This window comes from Mesorhizobium escarrei (genome assembly GCF_935825525.1).
GTDB lineage: Bacteria > Pseudomonadota > Alphaproteobacteria > Rhizobiales > Rhizobiaceae > Mesorhizobium > Mesorhizobium escarrei.
In genome coordinates this window covers 1-19006 of sequence record NZ_CAKXZT010000166.1, presented here as the reverse complement: position 1 = coordinate 19006, position 19006 = coordinate 1, and the positions used below count along the sequence as shown (strand labels likewise).

Annotated in this window: 14 protein-coding genes and 2 pseudogenes; 8 read left to right on the top strand and 8 right to left on the bottom strand. The window is 60.6% G+C overall.

Going from position 1 to position 19006, the window contains the following annotated elements:
- Positions 1 to 3: 3 nt before the first annotated feature.
- The 8 genes and pseudogenes from NMG80_RS30720 to NMG80_RS30685 all read right to left on the bottom strand — a co-directional run bounded on the left by NMG80_RS30720 (position 4) and on the right by NMG80_RS30685 (position 6767).
- On the bottom strand, positions 4 to 993 hold the full coding sequence (locus tag NMG80_RS30720) for a carbohydrate ABC transporter permease (protein ID WP_254021595.1): 990 nt from the start codon (positions 991 to 993) through the stop codon (positions 4 to 6).
- Between the two features lie 67 nt (positions 994 to 1060).
- A complete protein-coding gene (locus NMG80_RS30715) occupies positions 1061 to 2491 on the bottom strand; it encodes an extracellular solute-binding protein (protein WP_254021594.1) in 1431 nt (476 codons plus the stop codon).
- A 443-nt stretch (positions 2492 to 2934) separates the two neighbouring features.
- Positions 2935 to 3194, bottom strand: a pseudogene (locus tag NMG80_RS30710) (phosphohydrolase); the annotation flags it as partial.
- 184 nt (positions 3195 to 3378) lie between these two features.
- Entirely contained in the window at positions 3379 to 3726 is a 348-nt protein-coding gene (locus NMG80_RS30705) for a carboxymuconolactone decarboxylase family protein (protein WP_254021593.1), read from the bottom strand.
- A gap of 1010 nt (positions 3727 to 4736) precedes the next feature.
- Positions 4737 to 5231: a hypothetical protein gene (locus NMG80_RS30700; protein WP_254021592.1), complete on the bottom strand. Its 495-nt coding sequence runs from the start codon at positions 5229 to 5231 to the stop codon at positions 4737 to 4739.
- Positions 5228 to 5818 (bottom strand): DUF2135 domain-containing protein, encoded by a 591-nt coding sequence (locus NMG80_RS30695; protein WP_254021591.1) that lies wholly within the window; start codon positions 5816 to 5818, stop codon positions 5228 to 5230. The genes NMG80_RS30700 and NMG80_RS30695 overlap by 4 nt, the downstream gene beginning before the upstream one ends.
- Positions 5811 to 6392, bottom strand: a complete 582-nt coding sequence (locus tag NMG80_RS30690) for a MotA/TolQ/ExbB proton channel family protein (RefSeq protein WP_254021590.1) — start codon at positions 6390 to 6392, stop codon at positions 5811 to 5813. The genes NMG80_RS30695 and NMG80_RS30690 overlap by 8 nt, the downstream gene beginning before the upstream one ends.
- A 21-nt stretch (positions 6393 to 6413) precedes the next feature.
- The gene (locus NMG80_RS30685; RefSeq protein ID WP_254021589.1) at positions 6414 to 6767 is read right to left on the bottom strand and encodes a hypothetical protein; all 354 of its coding nucleotides are present in this window, start codon (positions 6765 to 6767) and stop codon (positions 6414 to 6416) included.
- Between the two features lie 700 nt (positions 6768 to 7467).
- On the opposite strand from NMG80_RS30685, the gene NMG80_RS30680 reads away from it, so the two are divergent.
- The 8 genes and pseudogenes from NMG80_RS30680 (at position 7468) to NMG80_RS30650 (ending at position 18474) form a co-directional block, all read left to right on the top strand.
- A complete protein-coding gene (locus tag NMG80_RS30680) occupies positions 7468 to 9294 on the top strand; it encodes an ATP-binding protein (RefSeq protein WP_254021588.1) in 1827 nt (608 codons plus the stop codon).
- Between the two features lie 763 nt (positions 9295 to 10057).
- Positions 10058 to 12760, top strand: coding sequence for a bifunctional lysylphosphatidylglycerol flippase/synthetase MprF (mprF, locus tag NMG80_RS30675; RefSeq protein WP_254021587.1), 2703 nt, complete (start codon positions 10058 to 10060; stop codon positions 12758 to 12760).
- Between the two features lie 23 nt (positions 12761 to 12783).
- Positions 12784 to 14112, top strand: coding sequence for an AcvB/VirJ family lysyl-phosphatidylglycerol hydrolase (locus NMG80_RS30670; protein ID WP_254021586.1), 1329 nt, complete (start codon positions 12784 to 12786; stop codon positions 14110 to 14112).
- 306 nt (positions 14113 to 14418) lie between these two features.
- Entirely contained in the window at positions 14419 to 14853 is a 435-nt protein-coding gene (locus NMG80_RS30665) for a hypothetical protein (RefSeq protein WP_254021585.1), read from the top strand.
- A 279-nt stretch (positions 14854 to 15132) separates the two neighbouring features.
- On the top strand, positions 15133 to 16659 hold the full coding sequence (locus NMG80_RS30660; protein ID WP_254021584.1) for a Do family serine endopeptidase: 1527 nt from the start codon (positions 15133 to 15135) through the stop codon (positions 16657 to 16659).
- 642 nt (positions 16660 to 17301) lie between these two features.
- Positions 17302 to 17388, top strand: a pseudogene (locus NMG80_RS37535) (XapX domain-containing protein); the annotation flags it as partial.
- 120 nt (positions 17389 to 17508) lie between these two features.
- On the top strand, positions 17509 to 18042 hold the full coding sequence (locus NMG80_RS30655) for a Dps family protein (protein ID WP_254021641.1): 534 nt from the start codon (positions 17509 to 17511) through the stop codon (positions 18040 to 18042).
- A gap of 216 nt (positions 18043 to 18258) precedes the next feature.
- On the top strand, positions 18259 to 18474 hold the full coding sequence (locus NMG80_RS30650; protein WP_254021583.1) for a hypothetical protein: 216 nt from the start codon (positions 18259 to 18261) through the stop codon (positions 18472 to 18474).
- Positions 18475 to 19006: the final 532 nt, after the last annotated feature.

Sequence of the window (19006 nt, the reverse complement as noted above, 5' to 3'; positions counted from 1 at the left end):
CGGCTATGTCCGTTTCGGGTGCAGCCGGTCAAAGACCTTCGCCAGGATCATGCCGAGGATGATGGTCACGACGAGTAGAGTGAGCGCGATGGCGGCGCCGCGCCCGAGCTTGAAGAACTTGAACGACACCTCGAAGAGATAGATCGGCAGGATCTTCGTGGCATTGCCGGGGCCGCCGCCGGTGAGCACCAGGGCCGAGTCGATGAAGCGAAAATTGTCCATGAACCGCAGCATGATGGCGATCAGCAGCACGGGATAGAGATTGGGCAGCGTCACCGAGATGAAGTTAACGAAGGGCGAGGCGCCGTCCACCATGTTCGCTTCGAGCTGATCTTGCGGCACGCGTTTCAAGCCGGCCAGCGTGATCAGCGTGATCAAGGGCGTCCACTGCCAAACGTCAATGATGACGATGGCGAGCATCGCCGTGTCGGGACTGCCGAGAATGGATTTTGGCCCCAGGATTCCGACACTCTGCAGAAGCCAATGATACCAGCCGAAGGTGCCGTTATAGAGAAAGTACCAAACCATGCCGGCGACGAGGGGCGCAATCATCATCGGCATCAAAAGCATCGTCACCAGGATCTTTTCGTGGCGCAATCCGTTCAGCGCCACGGCGAGGAACACGCCTATACCGATCTGTAGCGCCAAGCACATGGCGCTGTACTGGAACAATAGCAACCAGCCGCCGACATAGCGCGAGTCGCTCGGGAGCCGGGTGAAGTTCGCGAAATCGTTCCACACCACGCTGCCGATTTCGACATCGTGAAGGCCCATGTAGATCATCCAGAAGAAGGGATAGATCGAGATGAAGGCGAGCAGCGCCACGGCGGGCGCCACCAACCAGAAATAATAGCGTTTCGAGGCCGCCGGATTGAGCGTCGCCGGCCATGTCAGCGCCGTCGAGACCGGCTTGGCCTCGACATTGTCGAGGATCTGGCGGACGCGGAACAGGCCGGCGCCGGGCTTGGCCCTATCCGCTGCTATCGAGTTCATCTTTCCAGTCCGTCTCCGTACCAAATCCGGCAGGGGTCACTGCCGCCGCCGGAATTTTCGCGTGGGATCAACCCGCGCCGTTCAGCTCGTCGAGCTGGGTCTGGATCGACTTGCAAGCCTCCTCGGGCGTCTGCTCGTTGGAGAGGCACTTCTGGACTTCAGCGGCGAGGATGGAGTGATACTCGTTGGCCTGCGGGATCTTCGGGCCTAGCACGATGTGCGGGTTCTTGATGCAGTAGTTGTAGACGGCGTCGAAGGTGAGCGCATTTGGCATGGTGGTCGGGCGCACCATCGACTTCTTCACTTCTTCCATCGCGAACACGGACTTGCGGGTCGGCGTACCGCCGAGGCCCTTCAGGTCGTTGAACTGGTTCTCCCGCGAAACGGACCAGATGGCGAATGTATAGGCCGCGCGCTTCAGGTCGTCGGAGGCATTGCCGTTGATTCCGATGCCGCCGATGCCCAAGTTGCAGCCATTGACCGCCTCGCCACCGTTCTTGATCCAGCTCGCCTCGCCCTTTGGGCAGACCGCATAAGCGGTCTTGCCGCCGGCGGCGCGCGATGTCTTCTCATCCTCGATCGACGCGGCAAACTCGTGATACTGCGTTTGCATGGCGATGTTGCCGGCCTGATAGACGGTGTTGAGCTCGAGCGTACCGTTGGCGAGGTTGTCGGGGTGGCAGACGTCAGCCAGTTCCTTGAACTTCGTCATAATCAGGACCGACTGCTCGTCACCCCAGTTGGTCTTGCCCGGCTCTTTCGAGCCATAGACGTCATCGATATTCCAATCCATCCAACGGCCGTTGGCGAAGAGCAAGCGCTGGATGTCGAGCTGCGTCGTCCAGGCGAATGAGCCATGGTGCTGGGCATAGCCGTACGGCACGTCTTTGCCCGCCTCCTTCGCCTTCTTGAAGAAGGCGGCCATGTCGATCACGTTCTTCCAGGTGGAATCCTTGGTGAACTCGAGACGGTAGCCGTGCTCGGCTTCGAAGTCCTTGCTGTTCGCCTCGAAGATGTCCTGGCGGTAGAAGGTGCAGGCCACGGCGCAGTCATAGGGAAGCGCAACGATCTTGCCTTCCGTATAGAAGCGGCCGCAGGCCGACAGGAAGTTCTCAAACCAGGCGTCGTCGCCGTAGCCGTCGGGATCCTGCGGCAGCGTGGCGTCGCCGAATAGCGGCGTCATGTCGGCATAGAACTCGGCGAAGGGCGCGCCGATCGGCTTGTCCTGCACGTAGTTGAGCAAATAGTCGGCCTTGCCGCTGCGCAGGTCGATGCCGACCTTCTGCTGCACCACCGGCAGATCGTCGGTCAGGATGGTGACCTCGATGCCGGTCAGGTCCTGAAAGGTCTTGATGTTATCGCGGACGGCGAAGGACGGCGGCGTGTTCTCCGACAAGAAGGTGAGCTTCGAGCCAGCATACTGCTTCCATTTCGCATCGTCGGACGACTGGGCCTGAACACGCCGACGCGTGATGGTTGAGCCGAGGCCCAAAGTCATCGACCCCACGCCCAGAGAGGAAGCGGCCCCGCCTCCCAATTCGAGAAACTTGCGCCGGCTAATTCGCCTGAAAACGGCCTCTTTCGGCACGTAGAACATTGCGTTTCACTCCCCTATTTGGTTCGCGGCTTCCCCTTCGCGGCTGTTTGTGGGCCCTTTGAGCCCTCACCCCGGTTCTTGAACCTGCTGTCCGGTGATTGCGCCTTGATCAGCGCATTAGCCTTGCTGGCATGCTCCATCTGGACCATGTGACCGGCGCTGACGGAGCCCGAACTGTAACCCATGTTGATTTCGGGGCCTAGTCTTACTGAGTCAGAAAGAGGTGGCCCACCGGACTTGGGCCTGAGGTGCCTGACCTGGCCGAGGTCCGCGATTGCGTCGGTGACATGATGAGCAATGGCGGGCGGGCAAGCGAGATCATCCAGCGACTGGAGGACATCCTCCAAGCCTTCTACGACGACCCCCGCCGTCACCAGCGCGACGACCGGATGCATGTGCTTCGGAATGCCGAGCCTCGTGTGCAGCGCGATCGCGGTCCATACCGTCTCGATGTCCGTCTGTGTGAATCCCGTGCCGCTTTCAGGAATCCCGCGCCGCATTGGCGGCCGCCGACCCGAAGCGTTCATCGGCGCTGCTGTGGGCCTTGGTCAGACCCATGTCGTGGAACATCGCCCGTATAGAGCAACTCCGGATCGAACTTCAGTCGCGACAAACGGCGTGATGCTGCCTGCCTCGCGCCATCGTCTTCGTGGATTGGTGACCTGAAGTTCGTCCCTTGCGATGGCAACGCGCATCCCGTGAAGGCCGATCCAGTCCGATCTCTAACTGGAAAGGAGGCGAAGAATGCGACGGATCTGCATGTTCATGACGGGACCCCTTTGAGCGGGTCAGGCTTCATCCGAGGCGGCATAGGCATCGAGCGTGCGGGTCGAGTAGACGATGGCGGCACCGGCGTTGACACTGACAGCGACGCCCAGCGCCTCCGCGACCTCCTCCTTGGTTGCGCCGAGTTTGTGGGCGGCGTCGGTGTGGACGGTGATACAGCCGTCGCATCGTAGGGTGATCGCGACCGCGATCGCAATCAGCTCACGGGTTTTCGCGTCGAGCTGGCCGGTCTTCTGGCCAGCGCCACCCATCGCCCCATAGCCCCTGACCGTCTCTGGGCTAAGCTTGCCAAAGCCGCCGACCCCAGCGACGACCTGCTGGCGATAGGTGTTCCAATCGATCATATGCATGACAACCTCCTTCGTGACGCAGCCAAGATGCGCGCATAGCCTGCGCTTATTTCGCGTAATTAATGCCGACCCGCTATAGCCTGGGTAGGCCAGCCTGACTTTTTCAAGATTGCGGTGAACGGCTTAATTTTGTTTGCAAACAAGCGAAGGTGAGAGGGCAAGGCCAGAGACGTAGCCGCCGACAGCGCGCGCTTAGATCTGACAGCGGCCCGTCGGTGGCGCCTTGTTGGCCAGCAGAAAGACGCAGCGCGACAGCCGCAGGACAGGTGGATAGGTGAATTCGCGTAAATCCGCACACGCCGTGTATCGAACTCGACGACAATGCAGGGCATGTTGTCACGCTCGAGCAGGTTGGGACCCGGGTCATCGTGTTAGGGCATCAAACTGTGCTCTGTCTGTGCTGACGTATGTTTGCGGCGTCAGTCCGACCAAGACGAAGCGCTTGCCGTATTTGTTCGCTTCAGTCCAGCGATAGGGCCAGGCGTTGTGGCAGCTTACGCGATACGCCGTGAATAGCGCCTTGCCCGCCTTGGCTTTATCACGATCAATCTTACCAAACGTCTTCTGGCCAGCTTGGCGACGCCAGCCGTGCCAGTTGGTTTTCCACCCGCTGAAGTTTGCGCTGAACCACCATTTGTGTCGCTCGTCGGGTTCTGCAACACGACGGCGCTAAGCATCCGGCACCATTTCTGCGAGCATCAAGATTGCGACTTTATGCCGGGTGGGGTTTCGCGTCTCTCTGTGTGCCCAATGCATTTTGCCGTTCCGCCCGTTCATCGGCTTTGGATCATTAGGCGCGCTTGGGCAGATGCTTGCCATAGACTTCGAGCAGAGTAATTTAACTTGGGGCTCGCGAGAACTGCAAACGGTCTTGAGCATAGCGGGATAGACCTCGCCAGTGAGGGTGCCAGAAATAGAGAGGACCGGCGCTTTTCGGCGGACGGAAATAGGCCAACCGCGCTATCCTGCCAAACTGCCGGAGGGGAATACGTGCTCGGCGGGAAATTCGATCACAACCCCGGCTGCGTATACACGAGGGGGCCAACGCCGCCCTGATAGTCCTTTGCCGGTAGGGCCGGTTGCGGCCGTGCGTAGAACATCGGCTCGCGGGTATCGAGGCCGGGACCGCCAGCCATCTTCATCTCAACCCCGGTGCCGTCGGCCTCCGCCTTGCCCATCGCATCTTGCAGCTGTTGCGCGGCTTGCTGGCTCCAGGGCAGCACATATGAGCGCGGCTCAGTCGAACCGGGCGTGGTGAGCCAAAGGTAGATGGCCTCGTTCTCAATCGGAACCGCCCCCACCACCTGGACTTTTGCCGTGTCGCGCCACTCGAGCGTCAACGGCTTCGGACGGCCAAGAAGCTCGGTGGCGCCGACATAGACGACGGCAATCAGCGCCAGGAAGATGCCGACCGAGAGGGTGCGGCGGGCAAAACCTGCATGCGGCAGGATGACGAAGATGAACGCGCCCAGCAGCAGGGCGAAGATGATGGGAGCGATCATCATTGGGTGGCCGCCACGCGTAGGGGTTTGAAGATGCTGTTGATGCTGCCTGGCACCAGTTGGCCAGTCGAATCGAGCCGGAATCTCACAGCGGTAAGCTCCTGGTTTCGCTTGCGCAGCTCGACCTTCGTTGTGGCCAGCGGCGCTGACGACTTGGTGGAATCGCCCTTTACATTGACGGTCAACCTCACCGGGACGGGATATTTGACGTTCACGCCGCGATACATGTGAACATTGACGACGTATTCGCCCGCGGGAGCGCCCCGCGAATAGGCGACCTCATGGTTGGAGTCGGTGATGTCTTGCGCCATGCCCAGGTCGTCGCGCAGCAGGTCGAACACTCTGCCGCTCTTGTTGGAGTAGCCGACCGGCACATCGCCGGGTGCCTGGACCCACAGATCGACATCGGCGTCGAGTCTGTCGGGCCACTGCGTTTCGACGGTCACGTTTCCGGGCGCTGTGACGCCATCGGTTTCGCTCGCCTTGGCAGGCGGGTTCATCACCGTCATCATGAGGACGGTCATGAGGACGAAGCCGCCGAGCATCAAGAGAGCGGTGTCGAGCCAGACGGTGAGAGTTTCCTCATCCATCGACGTTACCCAGCAGACGAAGGTTGATCTTTAGCCACAGGTTCGTGGCTATGCCGAGCAGCGTCGCATAGAGCGCGACATACATGCCGTCGATGACCGACGCGATCATCGGGCGGATCGCATTGGGGTCGGCCGAGCCGCCGGCGCGCGCCGCAGAGAAAGCGACAATGAGCCCGACCACGGTTCCGAGCAGCCCGATCCGCACCACATGGGTCGCCAGCCAGTCGACGTCGTGCCAGCGTCGAAGGAAAACGCACAGAATGCCCAAGGCTCCGATGGCTGCGATCAACCAGCACAGAAACGCGTTGTCCCCGACGAACGGTTTGCCGGCAATGCCAGCGATCCACAGGCCGGCGATCCCGGCGGCGCCGATCGTCTGAAGAACGATGAACCGCGAGAGAAACGCCAGCGGAGTGCCGTGTGTGTCGTCAGGGCTCTTGTCCCACAGCTTGCGGGCAACGGCTTGCGAGCCCAGGTCGCCTGGCTGCTCTTGCCCTGGCTTCTGGGAGATCGGACCAACGATGGGCCGCAACTTCTGCCGCGACACGCTTTCCCGGAAATAGGTATCAACCATTTTGACTTTCCTTCTATGCGATCAGGCGCCACGCTCGCCCTTGGTGGCGACATGCTTCACTTCTTCCCAGCCTTCGCCGACCGCCACGAGGCAGCTCGAGCCGTTCGGCTGGCTGATCATAATCGTCCACGTCGAGCCGTCGTCGCTGGTCAGCACTTCAATGATTGAACCATCCTTGGCCAAACCGAGGGCAGAGGGCGCTTCATTGAATCGTTTGGAAAGTTGCTTCAAGAGTTCCGGCCGCGAGCCGCACAGAGGTGATTGTGTCGCGGCCGCCACAGGAATGGTGGACATAGCGACCAGCATGACTGCCGCGCTCGTGGCTTTGATAGGCGTCAACTCAAAACGTGATTTAACCTGAACTTGGTTGGACATCCGGACCTCCGAATTTTGGACGAAGGCTGACCTCTCAGCCAGCCCTGCGGTCGATTTCAACCTTCGTGCCAACGGGTGTATTTGTTTGCACCTGCTATTAGCCTTGCAGACTATTGCAGGAGTCGGGGTGCCTTCCATTCTACTAGCGTTTAATCGGGTATCTGATCTGTCTGGGAAGCTTAAACCTTAGTATGTGCGAGACGCTGTGCGAATTGGAAAGACCAGGTCGCCATGGTCCCCACGAGCATTGTAAGCCGCAATCAGATCGCTTCGCCTCGGCCAGGTGTTTCAGAAAGAGCTTCGGCGACTATGCGCATCCGTCGTTGGGCTGAAGGGGACCACGGCCCTCGGCACTTCCGGCTTGCCACGTGATGCCGCGCTTCCATTCCGCACAGTGTTCTTGGCCAAACACACTACGCCCTCGCTTCCTTCAAACGTCTCACCATAACGCAAGCATGGCCTTGGTGACTTATTATCACCGGCCCAATTTTGCCTGCTCCAACTCTGAGGAATCTGTTCCACCAAAAATTTTCATTGCTATTGGCAAGGGATGCATCTCCATTGTTTTAGTTCCCACGGGGCGCCAGAATAGGTCGGCCATGCTCAGCAGCACTTCTCTGCGTCGATTCCCGCCAGCGTGGAGCGGCCGTGAAGTCAGATGAGTTGCGGCAGGCAAAAAGGCACGATTGCAATGGCCCAAATGCTGTCTCCGCTGGCCTCCGTCAGCAGCATCCTCTTTCCTGTGGCTGCCGGGTTACTTGCCATCGGGATTTTCGCAGTCGACACCCTTGTCCTCAGGCCGGATGCGACAGCGGCGCTCTACGTCGTCGTTGTACTGCTGTCGGTCAACTTCCTCCACTGGCGCGGTGTGTTGTTCTTATCGTTGGGATGCGCCGCACTGGCGATCCTTGGCTATTTGCTGCAGCACGGTCCGTCTTACGCGGGTGACCCCTTTGTCAGGCTTCTCGTCAGCCTCCTGGCGATTGGAACGACAGCGTTCCTCGCCGTGAAGAATCAAGCAGGAGCGGCCGTGTCGCGCGAGCGTGCCGACCTCCTGGACCTGACGCACGACACGATCTTCGTCCGTGATATGGAGGACAAGATCACCTACTGGAATCTGGGCGCTGCGGAACGCTATGGATGGCAGAGCCATCAGGCTATCGGCCAGGTGGCTCACCAGCTCATGCGGACGGTCTTCCCGGCGCCGCTTGAAGAAATCAACACGGAGTTGCTCCGCACCGGCCGCTGGGAGGGAGAACTCGTCCACGCCAGGCGAGACGGGCGTCCGCTGGTGGTTGCCAGCCGTTGGTCCCTGCAGAGGGACGACGGTGGACGCCCGGTGGCGATCCTCGAGACCAACAACGACATCACGGAGCGCAAGCGGGCTGAAGATGCCCTGCGGCGAAGCGAAGCCTTTTTGACCGAAGCGCAGAGATTGAGCCACACGGGGAGCTTTGGCTGGAGTGTCGCCACCGGCGAGATCATCTGGTCGGACGAGACTTTCCGGATCTTTGGATACGACAAGGCTCCTTCTGTCACCGTCGACATGATCGTTCAACGCACCCATCCGGACGATCGCGCTGCCGTACGACAGACCGTCGACCGTGCGGCTCGCGACGGAAAGGATTTCTCTCATGAATATCGTTTGCTGATGCCGGATGGCTCCGTGAGGCATGTCCACGCCGTGGCACACGCGACGAAAGGCGCATCGGAGGACGTGGAGTTTGTCGGGGCGGTGACGGACGTCACGGCAACCAGGAGGGCAGAAGAAGCGTTGCGCCAGTCGCAGGCGGAGCTGGCGCATGTCTCACGCGTGACGACGCTGGGCGAGCTGACCGCCTCGATCGCCCATGAAGTCAACCAGCCGCTTGCCGCCATCGTGACCAATGGCGAGGTCGGCCTGCAGTGGCTCGACCGCGAGGTGCCTGATCTGGCCGAGGTGCGTGAGGCTCTTCATGACATGATCAGCAATGGCAGGCGGGCAGGCGAGATCATCCATCGGCTTCGCGCGCTTTCCAAGAGGACCGAGACCCAGAAGGTGGGACTGGACATCAACCACGCGATCAGGGAGGTGATCCCGCTCATGCACCAGGAGGTGCTCAGCCGTGGGGTGTCACTGCGCCTGGAACTGGCGCCGGCGTTGCCCGCCGTGCTCGGCGATCGCGTCCAACTGCAGCAGGTGATCATCAATCTGATCGTCAACGGCGTGGAGGCCATGGCGCCCATCACCGACCGGTCGCACGAGCTGGTGATCCGATCGCAACTGGACGACGCCGGCCAGGTACTTGTCGCGGTCGAAGACGCCGGCGTTGGCATCGACCCGGGCAATGTAAGGCAGCTCTTCGACCCCTTCTTCACGACCAAGCCTAGCGGCATGGGTATGGGGCTGTCGATCTGCCGCTCGATCATGGAGAACCACGGGGGCAAATTGTGGGCCTCGCGCAATGCCGGGCCTGGTGCGACGTTCCAGTTCGCCTTGCAGTCGCATCACCCGGAGGAACGCCACTGTGACCAAGATAGAAGGTAAATCGACCAGCGCTGCTGAGGAGGCAAACCGCTACATCAACATGGACGACCTGCGCGAGCACAAGAAGCTTGCTCTGCGCCAAGCCGAATGACCAGCCCCAGGGCCGCCCTTTTCCAGAACCTGACGCACACAACCTCCATACGGCTGCACTCGACAGATCGCCGGACATTCGAACCGTTGCTGTTTACCGCAAGAAGATGCCAGCCGCCGCAACCGAGACAAAGCCCTTCGACAAACCGGCACCTATAAGAGCCAAATGTCTCTTGAAAATCCAATGGTAACCGATCGTCCCTGCAAATGAATGTTTCCAGGAATTAGCCGAGGCTCCTGGGATTGATGGATACTCGGTCTCGACTTGTTGCTGATCCCGCAATGGTGAGTCTGATCGGCCGGCCTTTGAGCGCATCTTTGGTCGGGGTTGTCGCATCGCTCGGGGCCACCATCAGTATGGGATGCTCGGAAGCCTGTGGTGGAAGGGGTACAGGGTGGCCCGCTGCGTCGCGGTGCCACTACAAGCGTAGCGACCAGCATCGGCGGCATGATCGCTAGCCTGCCGTTCCTGATCCCGGCATGCCGAGAAGCGAGGTAGGAAATGAAACTCGGATTCACCGGACTAAGACGCATTGGCCTCGGTAGGGCAGCGAACCTGTTAAAAGGCGGTCATGACGTGACGACTCACAGCCGGACGCGTTCGAAAGCTGGAATGCTCGTCGCGTTCAGCCGTGGCGCGTCCCAACGGATGTCCGCTTCTGTGAGATATCGCATGCTCCGCTCGATGAAGGCTCAACGGGCATTCTCGGCCCCGAGCGAACTGGACAAGCCCGCGTCGCTTCGAGCCGTGGATGCCGAGTTAAAAGGACCTTTTTCGATCGGCATCGACGTGGAAAGCGCCGACGAAGGCGTTAGCGAAGCCGAAAAGCGCGGTTTTTGGAGCCGCAACCGTCCGCGCTTCCTCGCCCTGGCTGTCGTTGCCGTGGTGGCACTTTCGGTGCTGGCGCTCAATCGCATTCTGGCCGACGTCAACAACGACGACCTCGTCATTGCGATTCAGGACACTTCATGGCTGAATATCGGCCTTGCGTTGCTTTTCACCTCACTCAGCTTTGCTGCCCTCTCGATCTATGATCGGCAAGCGCTCGCTCTCGTGGCACACAAGGTGCCGTTCAGCTATGTAGCCCTGACCAGCTTTTGCGCATTTGCCGTGGGCAACGTCGCCGGTTTCGGTCCCTTGACCGGTGGAACGATCCGCTACCGCTTCTACTCGCCTCTTGGCGTGTCGCCGGAGGACGTTGCGCGCATCGTCGGCTATGTCGCAGCGGCATTTGGCTTCGGCCTTCTGTTCGTGACCGGGCTTGGCCTTCTGATGGCGGACGCAAAGCTTGCTGCGCTTGTCGGCTTGCCGGCGATTGCGTTGCGCGTGACCGCTATAGCAATTCTCGCTTTCGTCGGCGCGGTGTTCGTCGCAGCGACGGTCGGTCCGAGGCAGGTGACGGTTTTCGCGCGCAGGGTTGCTCTGCCAGGTCCGGGAGCGCTGGCTTTTCAACTCGCCGCGACAGCGTCGGATCTGATTGCCTCGGCGTTTGTCTTGTGGATATTGCTTCCTGCAGATGCGATCGACTTTCCCTCGATGCTCTCCATTTACGCCGTGGCAATCGGGCTCGGCATACTGAGCCACGTACCTGGCGGTGCCGGTGTTTTCGAGGCGGTCATCCTTGGCACGCTTGGCACCGCGGTGCCGCTCGATGGGCTGGTCGGTGCGTTGGTTCTTTACCGCGTGATCTACTATGTGATGCCACTGGCGGTGGCGGTAATCGTCCTCACGGTTACGGAGGTCAGGCGCGCAGCAGCGGCAAATTCGGCTCTCGCCCGGGGGACGGTGGCGCTGGTACCGCCTGTTCTGTCGGCCTTTGCGGTGATGCTCGGAGCGACGCTCGTCTTCTCGGGTGTCACGCCCGCCTCCGACCAGAAGCTGGATTGGCTACAATCCGCATTTCCACTTCCGATCGTCGAGGCAGGCCACTTCATTGCCAGCATTCTCGGCGTCCTCATGGTTCTGGCCGGCCGCGGACTCGTGCATCGGCTCGACGGCGCGTGGTGGCTGACAGTCGTGCTTGCGGCGAGCTCGATCGTGCTCGCCTTCGTCAAGGGCTTTGAGGTCGGCGAGGCGGTGCTGCTTGCCATCCTTCTCGTAACACTCTTGTTGACTCGCAACATCTTCAGCCGGCCCGCCTCGCTCATCGAGGATCGACTGTCGCCCGGATGGTGGCTTTGCGTCGGCACCATCATCGCTATGGCGCTGGCGATACTGTTCTTCGTGTACAAGGACGTCGGCTATTCGCATGACCTATGGTGGCAGTTCGAATTCACCGCAACCGCCCCACGAAGCCTCCGGGCTGTGCTCGGCGTCGGCGTGACCGCCGGGTGTGCAGCCGTCTGGTTGCTGACCCGCGCGCCCGCAGGCAGAAGCCCTCGACCGACTCTGGACGAGGTACGTGCAGCCATCTCGATCATCGACAATCAGCCCCTGGCGGATGCCAATCTCGTGCGGACCAGCGACAAGAGTCTGCTTTTTTCCGATAATGATGACGCCTTCCTGATGTACCGCAAACGAGGGCGTTCCTGGGTTGCCTTGTACGGTCCAATCGGCAATCCCGCCGCTCATTCGGAATTGATCTGGCGTTTCGTCGAGCTGGCGAGGCGGCATGGGGGGCGCGCCGTGTTCTACGAAGTGCCGGGGGAGAGCCTTTCTGTATACGCCGATGCCGGCCTTTCGGCCTTCAAACTCGGAGAGGAGGCGCGCGTCGGGCTGGAGTCCTTCGATCTCAAGGGTTCCCGGCGCGCCTCGATCCGGACGGCGCTCAACAAGGCCGAACGTGACGGTATCGTGTTCGAGCTCTTGCCCGTCGACTGCGTCGGCGAGGTGATTGACGAACTTGAGCGCGTCTCCGTAGCTTGGCTCGCCGAGCACGCGGTGCGTGAGAAGGCTTTCTCACTCGGCGCATTCGAGCGCGGATACATCGCCACTCAGCCGGTTGCCGTGTTGAAGCGGCAGGGCCGCATCCTCGCCTTCGCCAATGTCATGACGACGGCTCAGAAGCAGGAAGCGACGATCGATCTCATGCGCTTCGATCCGCAAGCGCCGAACGGCAGCATGGAAGTCCTGTTGGCGCGCCTGCTCATGCATTTCAAGCAGGAGGGTTACAAATGGTTTTCGCTGGGCATGGCGCCCCTTGCCGGACTCTCCGCGAATCCGGCCGCGCCGATCTGGCATCGCGTCGGCAGAGCCGCCTACGACCACGGAGAAGCCTTCTACAACTTTCGGGGCCTGCGTGCCTTCAAGAACAAATTCGATCCGATCTGGACGGCGCGCTACATGGCCGTGGCCAGCGGCTTGAGTCCATTGCTCGCGATCGCCGACGTCACGGTTCTGATCGGCGGCGGAATTCGCGGAGTGATTTCCAAGTGAGACCCCTGTGGTTTCGCCTCGGCTTGGCAGCGATCATCGGCGCGACCGCCTTCACCGTGTACTGGATGCGCCCCGAGCCTCTGCCCGACACCGATACCTTGGCGGTCGCCGACCTCGTCAATCCGAAACAGGCTGCCAAAGGCATAGTGTTCCTCTTCTCAGGCGTAGACGGGTACACTGGGGGCGATGCGCAGACCGCTCGCGAGCTCGCGGCGGCCGGCGCGCTGGTCGTCGGCATCGATCTGCGCAAGAGCTTCGCCAAAGTTCAATCGGAATCCGATTGCGTCTATTTCGTCTCTGATATCGAACAGCTAAGTCAGTTGATCCAACGCTCTGCCGGCGCCCAGACCTATCTCAATCCCATCATCGCGGGGATCGGCGCCGGGGGTTCGATGGTGATGGCAATCATGGGGCAGTCGCCGGACGCGACGGTGGGACGAGCAGTCGCCGTCGATCCAAAGGCGGATTTGCCGCTTCCGCAGGAGCTCTGCAGCGATGCTCCTCACCTGCGGGCCGCAAACAAGAAAGGCTGGATCTACGGCCTGCAGGAAGGCGCGCTGCCCGCACCGATCACCGTCGTCCAGACGCCGAAAGCAGATCCTGCGGGGCAGGCCCACGTCTCCGATTTGATTGCCCAAGGATTTCCGATCGATCGCGTCACAGCAGCGGGGGAGACGATTGCGTTGACCGCTGCGGTCGAACACGCTCTCACGCAACCGGCTGCGCCGGCTGGTGATGCCTTGGCAGATCTACCGCTGACCGTGCTCCCTGCAGCGGCCAGTCACGATACGATGGCGATCGTGTTGTCGGGTGACGGAGGCTGGCGCGACATTGATAGTGAAGTGGGAGTAGCGCTCTCGCAAGCGGGGGTTCCAACCGTCGGGATCGATTCGTTGCGCTATTTCTGGACGCGCAAGCCGCCCGAGGCGATCGCCGCGGACCTGGCCCGAATCATCGAGCACTTCACCAAGACCTGGAAGGTCCGGCGTGTGGCCTTGGTCGGCTATTCGTTCGGTGCCGACGCCCTGCCTGCGGCTTACAACCAATTGCCTCCGGCAGAAAGGAATCGCGTCTCCCTGATTTCATTGCTGGCGCTGAGCTCTTCGGCGGAGTTCGAGTTCGACGTCAGCGGCTGGCTCGGTATTGACGGAGACACTTCGCACCCGACGCTTCCCGACGTCGCGAAAATTCCCGCGTCGATCCTTCAATGTGTTTACGGTGCGGATGACGACGAAAGCGTCTGCGCCAAACTCGCCGGCAGCGGCGCCGACGTCGTCGAAATGGACGGCGGACATCACTTCGATGATGACTATGCGGCGCTGGCCAACCGAATCACCGCACGGATACGCTGACCGAAGCCTCGCTCGCAGCGTCGCTGCCGCAGCACCGCGAACTGGGCGGGCAGCACCAGGTCACGCTGAAGCGCGTGGATCGCCAGGCACCGGCAGGTCGAATTGATCCCAGTCTGCCGAACATCAGTGGGACCGACACGTCCGGGACTGGACACTCCGGATCCACCGACGGATAGGCTCTGCGACTCAAAGGGGTGATAACCGCAAGGACGGACTAGCCGCCGCAAAGGCGACAAAGCCTTTCCATCAACCTGCCGGTATTTTGCTGCTGAGCGTGATGGAACGCAGCTTGGGAGAGGCAAGCAGATGAATGTCGGATTCATCGGGTTGGGCGCAAGGGGCGCTGAGGGCATCGAACCGGTTGAAAGTCGGTCACGATGTGACCGTCTTCAACCGGACGCGTTTCAAGGTCAAGCCATCGATTCTCTGCCGTACCAGTTGCCGGCGGGCCTAACATGGAGACTGCAAATGGGCTGCAACCTAGCATTGTTGCGTATTCCGTTCATATCGATCTGTCTCGCCGGTACGGTTGCGACTGCCACAGCCCAGGACACCGTGGCGACCATCGTTGCCGACCAAGTGCGAAGCCAAGGCTTCCCTTGCAAAAATCCAAGTTCAGCGGAGCGCATTGAAGCTGAGTCCACCCCGAACCAAACCGTATACCTGCTCAAGTGCGAGGGCATGACCTACCACGTGCTTTTAGTTCCAGATCAAGCAGCTGACGTGGCCAAAGTTGACTGAAGCCTTGCGGGATGAATGGGAACGGTTCCAGCGATGAGGCGCCTTCACGATCGACCATCAAATTTTCTTGAAACACGATGCATCGGTTCCAAGTTAACCTATGTAGTACTGAAATGAAAAGTACAATTCAGAACCAACCAGCAATAGCTTAAGTAAATCGGCTTGATCGGAAGCTTAACAGCAAGGCCAGCGCGTCCGATCGGCCATACGCCGGATAGACGGTTCCTCACGAAGAACACGCCACGGCGCCTGGATCAAGGCCATGCCCGGATTGCGACCATGTCAAATTCCAGCATTCTTCGCAGGCGCCGCGCCGAGCTGCTTGTCTTCGCGGGGCTCGTAGCGCCGTTCGCCGTTGGGATCGCTCTGAAAGCGAGCTTCGCCAATTCGGAGACGCGCTCCTCCCAGGTCGCTTCCGCCATTCGGGTTTCATCCCCCTCCTATGCTCCGATCATTGCGGCCGACAAGCCGGCGGTAGTGACCATCACCTCCATCATGAAAGCTTCATCGGTGGCCGATGACCAAACCCAGCCCTCCGATAGCGGCCCTTCTTCCGACGAGCAGTTGCCTCAATTCTTCGACGACCGGGGAATCCCGGCGCCTAAGGCGCCGCCGGAAGGAGCGACCCAACTGGCAGAGGCCCTCGGGTCCGGCTTCATTATTAGTTCAGATGGCACCATCGTAACCAACAACCATGTCATCGACGGAGCTTCGGACATCAAGGTGACGCTTGAAGATGGAACCGAACTCCCGGCAACCCTTGTCGGCCGAGATGCAAAGTCGGACCTCGCGGTCCTGAAAGTGACCACTGCGAAGCCTCTTCCCACTCTTGCCTGGGGTGATTCCGACAGGCTCAGGGCGGGCGACCCGATTCTGGCGATCGGCAATCCGTTCGGCATCGGAACGACAGTCACAGCGGGAATCGTTTCCGCCCGCGGGCGCGACCTAAACAGTGGTCCCTACGACGATTTCCTGCAGATCGACGCACCAATCAACCACGGCAATTCGGGTGGGCCTCTTGTCGACACCAACGGCGCCGTCGTGGGTATCAACACAGCAATCTATTCGCCCAATGGCGGCAGCGTCGGCGTCGGATTTGCGATCCCTTCCCATGAGGCCGAACGGATCGTCGCGAAGCTGGTGAAAAGCGGTTCGATCGAACATGGGCTGATCGGCATCGAGATGCAGCCGGTCACACCGGACCTCGCCAACGCCCTCGGCCTCCCGACATCTGAAGGTGCATTGGTCGCTCATGTCGGCGATGGATCGCCCGCCGCCCATGCCGGCATTGAGACCGGGGACGTCATTACAGGATTTGCCGGTCAAACCATCAGGAATCCTAAGACCCTGTCTCGAGCTGTGGCGGATCTCCTGCCGGGGATGAAGGAAGCCCTGTCCGTTTGGCGCGATGGGAAGACAGTTGCTTTGTCGGTAGTGATTGGTGGCAACGATGACAGTGTTAAGCCGGTGGCCGCAACCAGCTCTTCGCAGCCGGAGCATTCCAGTTCTCCAACCCTCGGTTTAGCGCTTGGTGACCTTGATAAAACCGTTCGCCAGGCCTTGAATGTGTCCTCGCGCGTGCGTGGTGCCGTGGTAGAAGGGATCGATCCGGACCAGCCGGCAGCCACCACCGGCATTGCATTGGGCGATGTCATCGTCGCGGTCAATCAGGTGCCTGTGACGACTGCAAAAGAGACAAGTCAGGCCATCAGTGCTGCGGCAAAATCCAGTAAGAAGTCGGTGCTGTTGCTGATTGAACGCGGCGGACAGCAGACATTCATCGCTTTGCCGTCCGACAACGGTTAGCTCGCCGTGATAGTGGCGTGCTCGCTGGGACGGGGGCGAAACCCTACGAACTCACCTGATCTCGGCAACCGCTCCGGCCGCGGGCATTAGAAAACGAGGCTGCCTCGGTGCGCGTGAACTACCTTGCAGCACAGCGCGGCCCGGTGGATGCAGGCGCCCTGCGCAGCGGCGAGACACTCGCGATCATTGGGGCGGGTGCTGGCGTGGGGAGTGCAGTGGCCCAAATCGCGCGGCGCAGGGGGCAAGCAAGATCGTTGGCGTGGATGGTCGGCCCCCGACCCGGCCTCGGCAATCGCAAGGCAACGGACGCATTCATTGCCGGCGCATCAGAAACTGCAGCCGCCGTGCGTAAGGCGCTCGGCGGCAGTGGCGCAGATGTGGTGTTCGACGCCGTGGGGCCTTGTTTCGTACTTCGTTGGCCTGCCTCGCGCCGCAGGGATGCCTGATCGAGATCAGCGCGACCGGGTCAGCGGAGGTGAAATTCAACCTCGCGGGTTTCTATCACAATGAGAGCCGGATTTTCGGCGTGGATACCTTGAAGCTGGACCTGATCGCCGCCGGCAACACGAGGCAGCGGCCTACGAATCCTTGGCGGATGGGCAGGCCGGACGGGTCGTGCTGCGGCCGCAAGGATGAACCGCCATGCTCCCGGCAGCACTTTCCACTGGGTCGGCCGTCGGGATAGGCTACGGGCTGTGCGGGGTCCGTTCCCCGGCGCCACCGGCGATTGCCCTTTTGGGGGCTGCTCGGGATGCTGGCGGGGGAACGCGGCGTCCTTCTTGCCCTACACCATTTCGGCAACCAGCTTTACGATGCCCTGCCTGCCCAGGCGCCCACCCGGCGGCCGGTATAACCGACCTCTCTTCGGATGTAGCCCGCGACATCAGCGCCGCACTTAACGGCCTGCTTGCCGACGTCTTCGCCACCTACCTAAAGACGAAAGACTTTCACTGGCGCATGACCGGTCCGCATTTTCCCGACTATCATCTCCTGCTTGATGAGCATGGTGATCAGATCTACGCAATGACCGATCCGGTTGCCGAGAGGGTCCGCAAAATTGGCGGCACCACACTGCGATCCATCGGGCAAATTGCGCGGACTCAGCGCATCGCCGACAATGATGCCGAATACGTCGAGCCGCAGGATATGCCCGCCGAGTTGAGGGACGACAATCTACGTCTCACGTCGGCGATGCGCGAGGTACATAATACCTGCGACGGTTATCATGACCTAGCAACGGCGAGCCTTCTTGAGGTCTGGATTGACGAGACCGAGCGACGCACGTGGTTTCTCTACGAAGGTTACGCCGGCCGCGGGGTTCGAACAGGCGCGCGTGATCTCCTCCCTCCTTGCCGAATACCCATGCCAGCGGGTCTGGCTTGAGTCTAGATCACGGATCGCAAGCAACAGTCCATACTATTTTATACATAAGACTATACCTTAATATATTACAGATTGCTGCATTTTCTCCCTAGATATTCGATGAAGGCCGGGACCTGTGAGAACGAGATGACTCGCGTTTGACGGTTCCCGAGAGCCTGTAACCGGAATGCGCGGCGGACAATTAGCCGCCTTCCTCATCGAAAAGGACATGTAATCATGCGTTCTATCACTGTGAAGGCGGCGCTTGCCGCGATGCTCATCGCCATTCCGCTGACCGGGGCCTTTGCCGCGGGCGGTGGCCATGGCGAGGGCCGCGGCAGCAGCGCTTACGGAGACTTCGCCCAGAAGCGTTGGTTTGACGGCATTGACTCGTTTCACCACTACCCGACGCCTCTGGGCGTGAAGCACTACGGCAGCCCCTACAATCGTTAATAGGTAGGCGCCAGCGCCTGACCTTGCACCCGCCGCTGCTCTGCAGCGGCGGGTGCGGTCACGTCAGGATTTATCCCGAGCGAGTTCGTCGAGTTGTGCGGGGTGTTGGTACGCCCGAACTGGCCTATCGCCTGCAGTGAGGCGAATGGGCGGGCTCTTGGGAACCGTCATGGCCTCGGGCCAGCCCCTGCAGTCTTCATTGCGAGAGACGGCTTTCCTCGGGCGCAATTAACGGGCTCGGTTGCCAGCGACTGCGAAGAGACCAGCGTCGCCTGGGCGGCCCATCCTTGATGTTGGAACGCGACAAAGACTTCCCCATCGCCTAGCCGATGCATATCGAGACAGCCGCGTGATGAACGCCGGAGTCAGCGTCGTCATCCAAGACGCTGCCTTGCGAAGCGTTGGAACATCCCAGTTTGACTTGCCGGAAACAAAAACGCCAGTTCGATGGCGCTGAAACAATCTTGGGATACATGTCGAACTACGCAATTCCCAGCCAAACCGGCATACTAGTACCTTTTCACAGTGATGT

Bases quoted from the DNA above. Each gene is read 5' to 3' on its own strand.
- NMG80_RS30720 (WP_254021595.1), bottom strand. From the start codon at position 993: ATGAACTCGATAGCAGCGGATAGGGCCAAGCCCGGCGCCGGCCTGTTC.
- NMG80_RS30715 (WP_254021594.1), bottom strand. From the start codon at position 2,491: ATGACTTTGGGCCTCGGCTCAACCATCACGCGTCGGCGTGTTCAGGCC.
- NMG80_RS30705 (WP_254021593.1), bottom strand. From the start codon at position 3,726: ATGCATATGATCGATTGGAACACCTATCGCCAGCAGGTCGTCGCTGGG.
- NMG80_RS30700 (WP_254021592.1), bottom strand. From the start codon at position 5,231: ATGATGATCGCTCCCATCATCTTCGCCCTGCTGCTGGGCGCGTTCATC.
- NMG80_RS30695 (WP_254021591.1), bottom strand. From the start codon at position 5,818: ATGGATGAGGAAACTCTCACCGTCTGGCTCGACACCGCTCTCTTGATG.
- NMG80_RS30690 (WP_254021590.1), bottom strand. From the start codon at position 6,392: ATGGTTGATACCTATTTCCGGGAAAGCGTGTCGCGGCAGAAGTTGCGG.
- NMG80_RS30685 (WP_254021589.1), bottom strand. From the start codon at position 6,767: ATGTCCAACCAAGTTCAGGTTAAATCACGTTTTGAGTTGACGCCTATC.
- NMG80_RS30680 (WP_254021588.1), top strand. From the start codon at position 7,468: ATGCTGTCTCCGCTGGCCTCCGTCAGCAGCATCCTCTTTCCTGTGGCT.
- mprF (WP_254021587.1), top strand. From the start codon at position 10,058: ATGCTCCGCTCGATGAAGGCTCAACGGGCATTCTCGGCCCCGAGCGAA.
- NMG80_RS30665 (WP_254021585.1), top strand. From the start codon at position 14,419: ATGAATGTCGGATTCATCGGGTTGGGCGCAAGGGGCGCTGAGGGCATC.
- NMG80_RS30660 (WP_254021584.1), top strand. From the start codon at position 15,133: ATGTCAAATTCCAGCATTCTTCGCAGGCGCCGCGCCGAGCTGCTTGTC.
- NMG80_RS30650 (WP_254021583.1), top strand. From the start codon at position 18,259: ATGCGTTCTATCACTGTGAAGGCGGCGCTTGCCGCGATGCTCATCGCC.